General features: G+C 35.9%; 6 protein-coding genes. All 6 read right to left on the bottom strand.

Annotated elements, in window-relative coordinates; all coding sequences use genetic code 11:
- Nucleotides 1–193: 193 nt before the first annotated feature.
- Nucleotides 194–1,285 (bottom strand): HD-GYP domain-containing protein, encoded by a 1,092-nt coding sequence (locus CWO92_RS19260; protein WP_101355838.1) that lies wholly within the window; start codon nt 1,283–1,285, stop codon nt 194–196.
- 87 nt (nt 1,286–1,372) lie between these two features.
- The gene (gene gyrA, locus CWO92_RS19255) at nt 1,373–3,862 is read right to left on the bottom strand and encodes a DNA gyrase subunit A (RefSeq protein WP_101355837.1); all 2,490 of its coding nucleotides are present in this window, start codon (nt 3,860–3,862) and stop codon (nt 1,373–1,375) included.
- A gap of 76 nt (nt 3,863–3,938) precedes the next feature.
- On the bottom strand, nt 3,939–5,864 hold the full coding sequence (gyrB, locus tag CWO92_RS19250) for a DNA topoisomerase (ATP-hydrolyzing) subunit B (protein WP_101355839.1): 1,926 nt from the start codon (nt 5,862–5,864) through the stop codon (nt 3,939–3,941).
- A gap of 128 nt (nt 5,865–5,992) precedes the next feature.
- Nucleotides 5,993–6,241, bottom strand: a complete 249-nt coding sequence (gene remB, locus CWO92_RS19245; RefSeq protein ID WP_101355836.1) for an extracellular matrix regulator RemB — start codon at nt 6,239–6,241, stop codon at nt 5,993–5,995.
- Between the two features lie 9 nt (nt 6,242–6,250).
- A complete protein-coding gene (recF, locus tag CWO92_RS19240; RefSeq protein WP_101355835.1) occupies nt 6,251–7,369 on the bottom strand; it encodes a DNA replication/repair protein RecF in 1,119 nt (372 codons plus the stop codon).
- A gap of 61 nt (nt 7,370–7,430) precedes the next feature.
- The gene (gene yaaA / locus CWO92_RS19235; protein WP_101355834.1) at nt 7,431–7,646 is read right to left on the bottom strand and encodes a S4 domain-containing protein YaaA; all 216 of its coding nucleotides are present in this window, start codon (nt 7,644–7,646) and stop codon (nt 7,431–7,433) included.
- Between the last annotated feature and the right edge of the window lie 154 nt (nt 7,647–7,800).

Genomic DNA, 7,800 nt, shown 5'->3' with positions numbered 1-7,800 from the left:
TTTTGTTCTGTTTAGTTTTCAAAGATCAATCATCTTAACGACTTTAATAGTTTATCATGGATAAGCTACTTTGTCAAATGATTTTAGTATATTATTTTTTATTCATTTTGTTGTTCTTTAAGACCAACGAATATTATTCTAACAACTTTTATATCAAATTGCAATACTTTATTAAAATAAATAAAGGAGATTATTATACAATCTCCTCAATACTAATATTCCTGACTTTCTCTAAGTCTATTATTTGGTCCCTGTTTAGTAATTTTATTAATGGTCTAGTAAGTGCGGATCGCTTTGTAAAAATAATCTCCCCTACTTCATTATTTGATAATTTCACCTTTGTACCAATCATTAATTGAGTAGAAATGATATTTAATAGAACATTTATAACAGATATATCAAATTGACCAAAGCAATCAGAATTTAATATTTCTATCGCCTTAAATACTGATACTTTTTCATGATATAATCGGTCACTAATAAGGGCATGGAAAACATCGGCAACCGCAATAATTCTCGATAGGGGATAAATTTTATCTCCTTTCAACTTCATTGGGTATCCAGATCCATCTAGCCGCTCATGATGCTGAAAAATCGCTAGCTTTGTTTCAGGTTTCAATAATGGATTGTTTTGAACCATTTTAAGACTTTGAACAACATGCTCTTTTACCTCGTTCATTTCAGCGCTTATAAGATTAGTCTCTTTCCTTATGATATTGGGAGATACTTTTGCCATACCTGAGTTGGCCAAGCAACCAGCTAATGCTGCCTGTAAATACTCTCCTTGTGAATAATTCATTTTTTTTGCTATTATCCCACTAAGAACACCTACAGCTATAGAATGGTGATAAATATAATCTTCTTTATTCGAAAAATGATGAAGTGATAAAAGGTGCCTGTCCCCATCATCCTCGACTTTTAATAGTACTGGATACAAATACTCCTTCACTTTTGCAACATTAATTGCTGCTCCTGATTCCCAATTTTTAAAATCTAATTTATATTTTTGAACTGCAGCATTATATTGTTCTTGAAAGAAAGTTTGAGGATTTCCTTCAGATTTCACTTCTAATGGTAATTTCTTCTCGCTACTTTCGATCTTTAAAATGGTGCCGTCCGCCATTTTATTTTCAATATTTACCTCATTTACTTTAAATGCTAATAAAATATTAATATAATTTTTATCCATTATTGTTTTTTTAGGAATAATAGGTGAGTTTGTCATTCCCATTACATCTTCTTCGAGAATGTATCCTTCTCTTAAATTTTCTACCCTTATTTTCATACCCTTCACCCCAATAGAATTGTCAGAACCTTCCCTCTTATATTAGTTTACCAAAAAAAGAGGCATCAAAACGATGCCTCTTAAAAATTATTCTTCGTTCGTATCTTCTTGTTTTTCCTCCAGTGAGTCTAATTCTTCTTCCTCTTCTGTTTCTTTCTCTACTTTGGCAACTGTTGCAACATACTCATCTTCACCAAGTTTTATTAGCTTGACACCTTGTGTATTTCTGCCAAGTGTAGAAATATCACTAACGGCCATTCTAATTAGTACTCCGCCTGCTGTAATAATCATTAAGTCTTCTTCCCCAGTAACGGTCTTAACAGCAATAAGAGCCCCGTTTTTCTCGGTGATATTACATGTCTTAATACCTTTTCCCCCACGGCTTTGGATACGGTATTCAGATGCAGGCGTACGTTTTCCATATCCGTTATAGGTTACTATAAGAACCTCATTGTTTTCATCTAATATTTCCATGCCAACTACATCATCATCACTGGATAAGGTAATACCCTTTACCCCTGTAGCAGTTCTTCCCATAGAACGTACATCCGTCTCTGGGAAACGGATAAGCATCCCCTGTTTAGTACCGATAATAATGTCTTTATTTCCATCTGTTAGTTTAACCGAAATCAATTCATCCTCTTCTCGTAAATGGATTGCAATTAAGCCATTTGTTCGGATATTGGCAAACTCAGATAATGGTGTACGTTTTGAGATTCCTTTTTTCGTGGTAAAAAATAGATATGAATCATCTAAATATTCTTCCACTCGAATAATGGTATTAATCCACTCATCCTTTTCAATTCCCAATAGGTTGATGATTGGAAGACCCTTCGCAGTACGGCTATATTCAGGAATTTCATAGCCTTTAGCCTTGTAGGCCTTACCTTTATTGGTGAAGAATAGAATCGTATCATGCGTGGATGTAGTTAGAAGATGTTCAACAAAGTCATCCTCATTTGTTCCCATCCCTTGCACACCTCTACCGCCCCGTTTTTGGCTGCGATATGTTGAAATTGGCAATCGTTTAATATATCCGTTATGAGTTAATGTCACCACAATATTTTCTTGAGGGATTAAATCCTCGTCCTCTATTTGCTCAATACCGCCAGAGACAATTTCTGTTCTTCTATTATCATTAAATCGCTCTTTAATTTCTAGCAACTCTTCACGGATAATATGCAGAACCTTTTCTTCATCTGCTAGGATTGCTTTCAACTCGGCAATTAGTTTCACTAACTCTTGATACTCTTCCTCAATTTTCTCCCGTTCTAAACCGGTTAATCGTTGAAGCCGCATATCAAGAATGGCTTGGGCTTGCTTTTCAGATAATGAAAATTGTTCCATTAAACCATTTCTAGCTATTTCTGTTGTTTGGGAAGAGCGAATTAAGCTAATAATTTCATCAATATGATCTAATGCAATTCGTAATCCCTCTAAAATATGGGCACGTGCTTCCGCTTTTTTTAATTCAAATTCCGTTCTGCGGCGAATAATAACCTTTTGATGCTCCAAATAATGATATAAACATTCTTTTAGATTCAATACTTTCGGCTGGCCATGTACCAGTGCTAATAGGTTAATGCCAAAAGTTGTTTGCAGAGCTGTGTGTTTATATAAATTATTTAGAAGTACATTTGCATTGGCATCTTTACGAACTTCAATAACAACACGCATCCCATTGCGGTCAGATTCATCCCGTAAATCTGTAATTCCATCAATTTTCTTATCTCTTACTAATTCAGCAATTCTTTCTACTAGTTTTGCCTTATTTACTTGATAAGGAATTTCCTTAACGATGATTACTTCTTTTCCGCTAGGCTTTTGCTCAATTTCTACACGTGCTCTTAATGTAATTGATCCTTTGCCTGTTTCATATGCCCTGCGGATCCCGCTTCTCCCTACAATTAATCCTGCAGTAGGAAAATCTGGTCCTGGTATATACTCCATCAATTCTTGGATTGTAATATCCGGCTCATTGCTTAATGCCAACACTCCATCAATTACTTCACCTAATTGATGTGGAGGGATATTGGTTGCCATCCCTACAGCGATACCAGATGTTCCATTCACTAGTAAGTTTGGAAATCTTGATGGCAATACAACCGGTTCCTTTTCAGAACCATCGTAGTTATCTTGATAATCAATCGTGTCTTTATTAATATCACGCAGTAGTTCAGATGCTATTTTAGACATACGCGCTTCCGTGTAACGCATCGCCGCTGCGGAATCTCCATCAATAGAACCGAAGTTACCATGTCCATCTACAAGCATGTAACGATAGCTGAAATCTTGCGCCATCCGAACCATTGTTTCGTAAACAGCAGAATCACCATGTGGGTGATACTTACCAATTACTTCACCAACGATACGGGCTGACTTTTTATAAGCTTTATCTGATGTCATCCCTAAATCATTCATTGCATAAAGTATTCTTCGGTGTACAGGCTTTAACCCGTCACGTACATCTGGAAGTGCACGGGCGACGATAACACTCATCGCATAATCTAGGAAGGAAGTGCGCATTTCTTTACTTATATTAACTTCTTTTATATTTGCATTCGGTGTTTCAGCCAAGCTAGAGAACCTCCTTTAAGAGAATCAAGCAACCAGCATGAACTGATTGCTTTTTATATAACCATTAAAACCCCAATTAAATGTCGAGATTTTTAACATATAAGGCGTTTTCTTCAATAAAATTACGACGTGGCTCTACCTTATCACCCATAAGCATTTCAAATGTCTCGTCCGCATCAATTGCATCTTCCAAATTTACTTGCAATAAGGTTCGATTGGAAGGGTCCATTGTCGTTTCCCAAAGCTGTTCCGGGTTCATTTCTCCAAGACCTTTGTATCTTTGTATTCCTGGTTTTGGCTGTTGCGGCATTTTACTTAAAGCTTCCTCAAGCTCACGATCGCTGTATACATATTCGACCTTTTTACCTTGACTAATTTTATATAAAGGTGGCTGAGCGATATAAACATATCCCGCTTCGATTATCTGTCTCATATAACGATAGAAAAAGGTTAGTAGTAATGTCCGAATATGTGCACCGTCCACATCGGCATCGGTCATGATAACCACTTTATGATAACGAGCTTTGGAAATTTCAAAGTCTTCACTAATACCTGTACCAAGAGCTGTAATAATGGTACGGATTTCGTTATTAGATAAAATTTTATCTAAACGAGCTTTCTCAACGTTTAAAATTTTCCCTCTTAACGGCAGAATTGCCTGGAAATGTCTATCTCTACCTTGTTTTGCAGATCCACCTGCAGAGTCACCCTCCACTATAAATATTTCACTTATTTTAGGATCCCGAGAGGAACAATCTGCAAGTTTACCTGGTAAGCTTGATACTTCAAGCGCACTTTTACGTCGAGTTAATTCGCGTGCCTTTTTTGCAGCCAATCGTGCACGTGCTGCCATTAACCCTTTTTCAACAATTTTCTTTGCAACTGTAGGGTTTTCCAGCATGAATTTCTCAAAGTGCTCGGAGAATACAGCATCTGTAATAGTTCTTGCTTCTGAATTGCCCAACTTTGTCTTTGTTTGACCCTCAAACTGCGGGTCAGGATGCTTAATCGAAACGATTGCAGTTAATCCTTCACGAACATCTTCTCCTGATAGATTAGAGTCATTTTCCTTTATCATGCCATTTTTTCGAGCATAGTCATTTATGACCCTTGTTAGAGCAGTTTTAAAACCAAATTCATGTGTACCGCCTTCATAAGTATGAATATTATTGGTAAAAGAGTATATATTACCAGTAAATCCATCGTTATACTGTAAGGAAACCTCTACAACGATTCCATCCTTTTCCCCTTCAACATAAATTGGTTCTTCATGAAGAACTTCTTTCGATCTATTTAAATGTTCAACATAAGATCTGATACCACCCTCATAATGGTATTCTTGTTTCTTAGGCGGGTCTACTCGTTGATCTTCAATAGTAATTTTGATTCCTCTATTTAAAAAGGCAAGTTCACGTATACGTGTTGCCAAAATATCATAATCATACTCGGTTGTTTCTGTAAAAATTTCCGAATCAGGTTTGAAACGAGTTGTTGTACCGGTATGATCCGTTTCACCTACCACTTTCAAATCAAAGCAAGGTACCCCACGTTCATATTTCTGGTAATGGATTTTTCCATCACGATGAACATAGACTTCCATTTCACTTGATAGGGCGTTAACTACAGATGCACCAACCCCATGTAAACCTCCAGAGACCTTATATCCGCCGCCGCCAAATTTACCGCCCGCATGAAGAACAGTATGGATTACTTCAACGGCTGGACGCCCCATTTTTTCTTGAATCCCGACAGGAATACCACGTCCATTATCCACCACTTTGATACTATTATCTTTTTCGATAATGACATCAATTTGATCGCAGAAGCCGGCTAATGCCTCATCAATACTATTATCAACAATTTCCCATACGAGATGATGAAGCCCTTTTGAACTCGTTGACCCAATATACATTCCAGGACGCTTTCTAACGGCTTCTAATCCCTCAAGAACCTGTATCTGATTCTCATCATATGATTGACTTTGCAATTGTTCTTGTTCCATTGGCAATGAAATTCACCTACACTTCCTAAATAAATAAACGCTGAAAGGAATAATAAATCTATTTATGAATCCGAATTAAAATCATATAAAATATAAAACAATTGTGTAAACATGCACTATTTATTTTATTAAGAGATCTGTTGATTCTCGTATTTTGTTCGTTTATTAAGGGTACTTGAGGCGAGTGGTGAAAGATAAACATGATGACTGGTAATAATAATGGATTTGAATTCACCCTTTGATAAATTGATGACTTCCTTGGTCCTTGTTTGTATAAATTCTTGCGTAATAGAAGAATCTTGTACCGATTCTTTATCCAAAATAGCAATTATTTCATTGCTCCCGACCAACACATCCTCACCTACATGAATATACACATTTTCACCTCATTTTTCGCGGGTAATACAACCCTCTTTAACAAAAAAGGTTGATGCTTCCTTTAACGTTTGATGATCAATTCCTTCTATGCTAGTTGTTGTAACAAATGTTTGGACCTTTCCTTGAATGGTGTTTAACAAATGTGATTGCCGATAATCATCTAATTCAGAAAGCACATCGTCTAAAAGAAGGATAGGATACTCACCAATTTCAGCGTGAATAAGTTCTATTTCTGCCAGCTTTAAAGATAAGGCTGTTGTACGCTGTTGACCTTGGGAGCCAAATGTCTGTACATCGCGGTCATTTACATAAAAAGTCATGTCATCTCTGTGAGGACCTACTAATGTCACACCACGTTCAATCTCTCTATTTCGAATGGAGGAAAATTTTTCCTCATATATCTTTAACATGGTTGACGAATCCAACTCTTCTGATACATCTATCGAAGGCTTATAATTAATTTTCAGCGATTCTAAACCTCTTGAGATACCAGTATGAATAGGACTTGCCCATTCCTGAAGCATTTTAATAAAGTCAAACCTCTTTATAATAATCTTCACAGCACTTTGAATAAATTGTTCTGTTAAAACATCCAACATTGTTTCATCGGTTTGCTTTTTTATTTGAAGTTGCTTTAAATAATGGTTTCGTTGCTGCAGTATTTTTTGATATTGGCCTATATCATGCAAATACACAGGTGAAACCTGCCCGATCTCCATATCAATAAAACGCCGTCTTACTTGCGGACTTCCTTTTACAAGATTTAAATCCTCAGGAGCAAACATGACGACATTCATATTTCCAATATATTGACTTAGCTTCCGTTGCTCAATATGGTTAAATTTAGCCTTTTTTCCCTTTTTGGAGATGATTAGCTCTAATGGAAAAGAACCGCTCGCTTTTTTTATCCTCCCATTTATTTTAGCATATTCTTCGTCCCAGCGTATTAAATCTTTATCATTTGTTGTACGGTGAGATTTTGCCATTGCTAAAACATACAGAGATTCCATTACATTTGTTTTTCCTTGTGCATTTTCTCCGAGAATAACATTTACTTTGTCTTCAAAGGTAATAGAAAGCTTTTCATAATTTCGATAATTACGTAATTCCAGTTCCTCTATATACATTTTGTAACATCCTTTATTCCATATACGGATCATAATAGAGACGAATCAGGACTTGACCATTTTATCTAGTAATAACGAACTGGCCAATCCCCGGTATTTCTACTTTATCACCTTCATGCAGCTTTCTCCCTCTTCTTTGGTCCTGAATGCCATTTATATATACCTCATGTTCACTTAAAAACCACTTGGCCATTCCACCACTTTGGATCACATCAGATAATTTAAGAAATTGCCCTAACGTAATATACTCGGTTTCGATTTTTACATTTTTATCCAAATTTATATACCATCCTCATTTTAGTATCTAATTTATAATTTTACTAAATATTTTTAACGAATACAAAGCCATCTTTATACATACAAATTTTAATGTGCTTTTATAAAACTTTATCCACATGTTAATAACTTTTTTGAATAAGATAAGTGGGAAT

The sequence above is a fragment of the Heyndrickxia camelliae genome, from assembly GCF_002844575.1.
GTDB classification, from domain to species: Bacteria; Bacillota; Bacilli; order Bacillales; family Bacillaceae_C; genus Margalitia; species Margalitia camelliae.
This window is presented reverse-complemented; position numbering and strand designations above follow the sequence as displayed.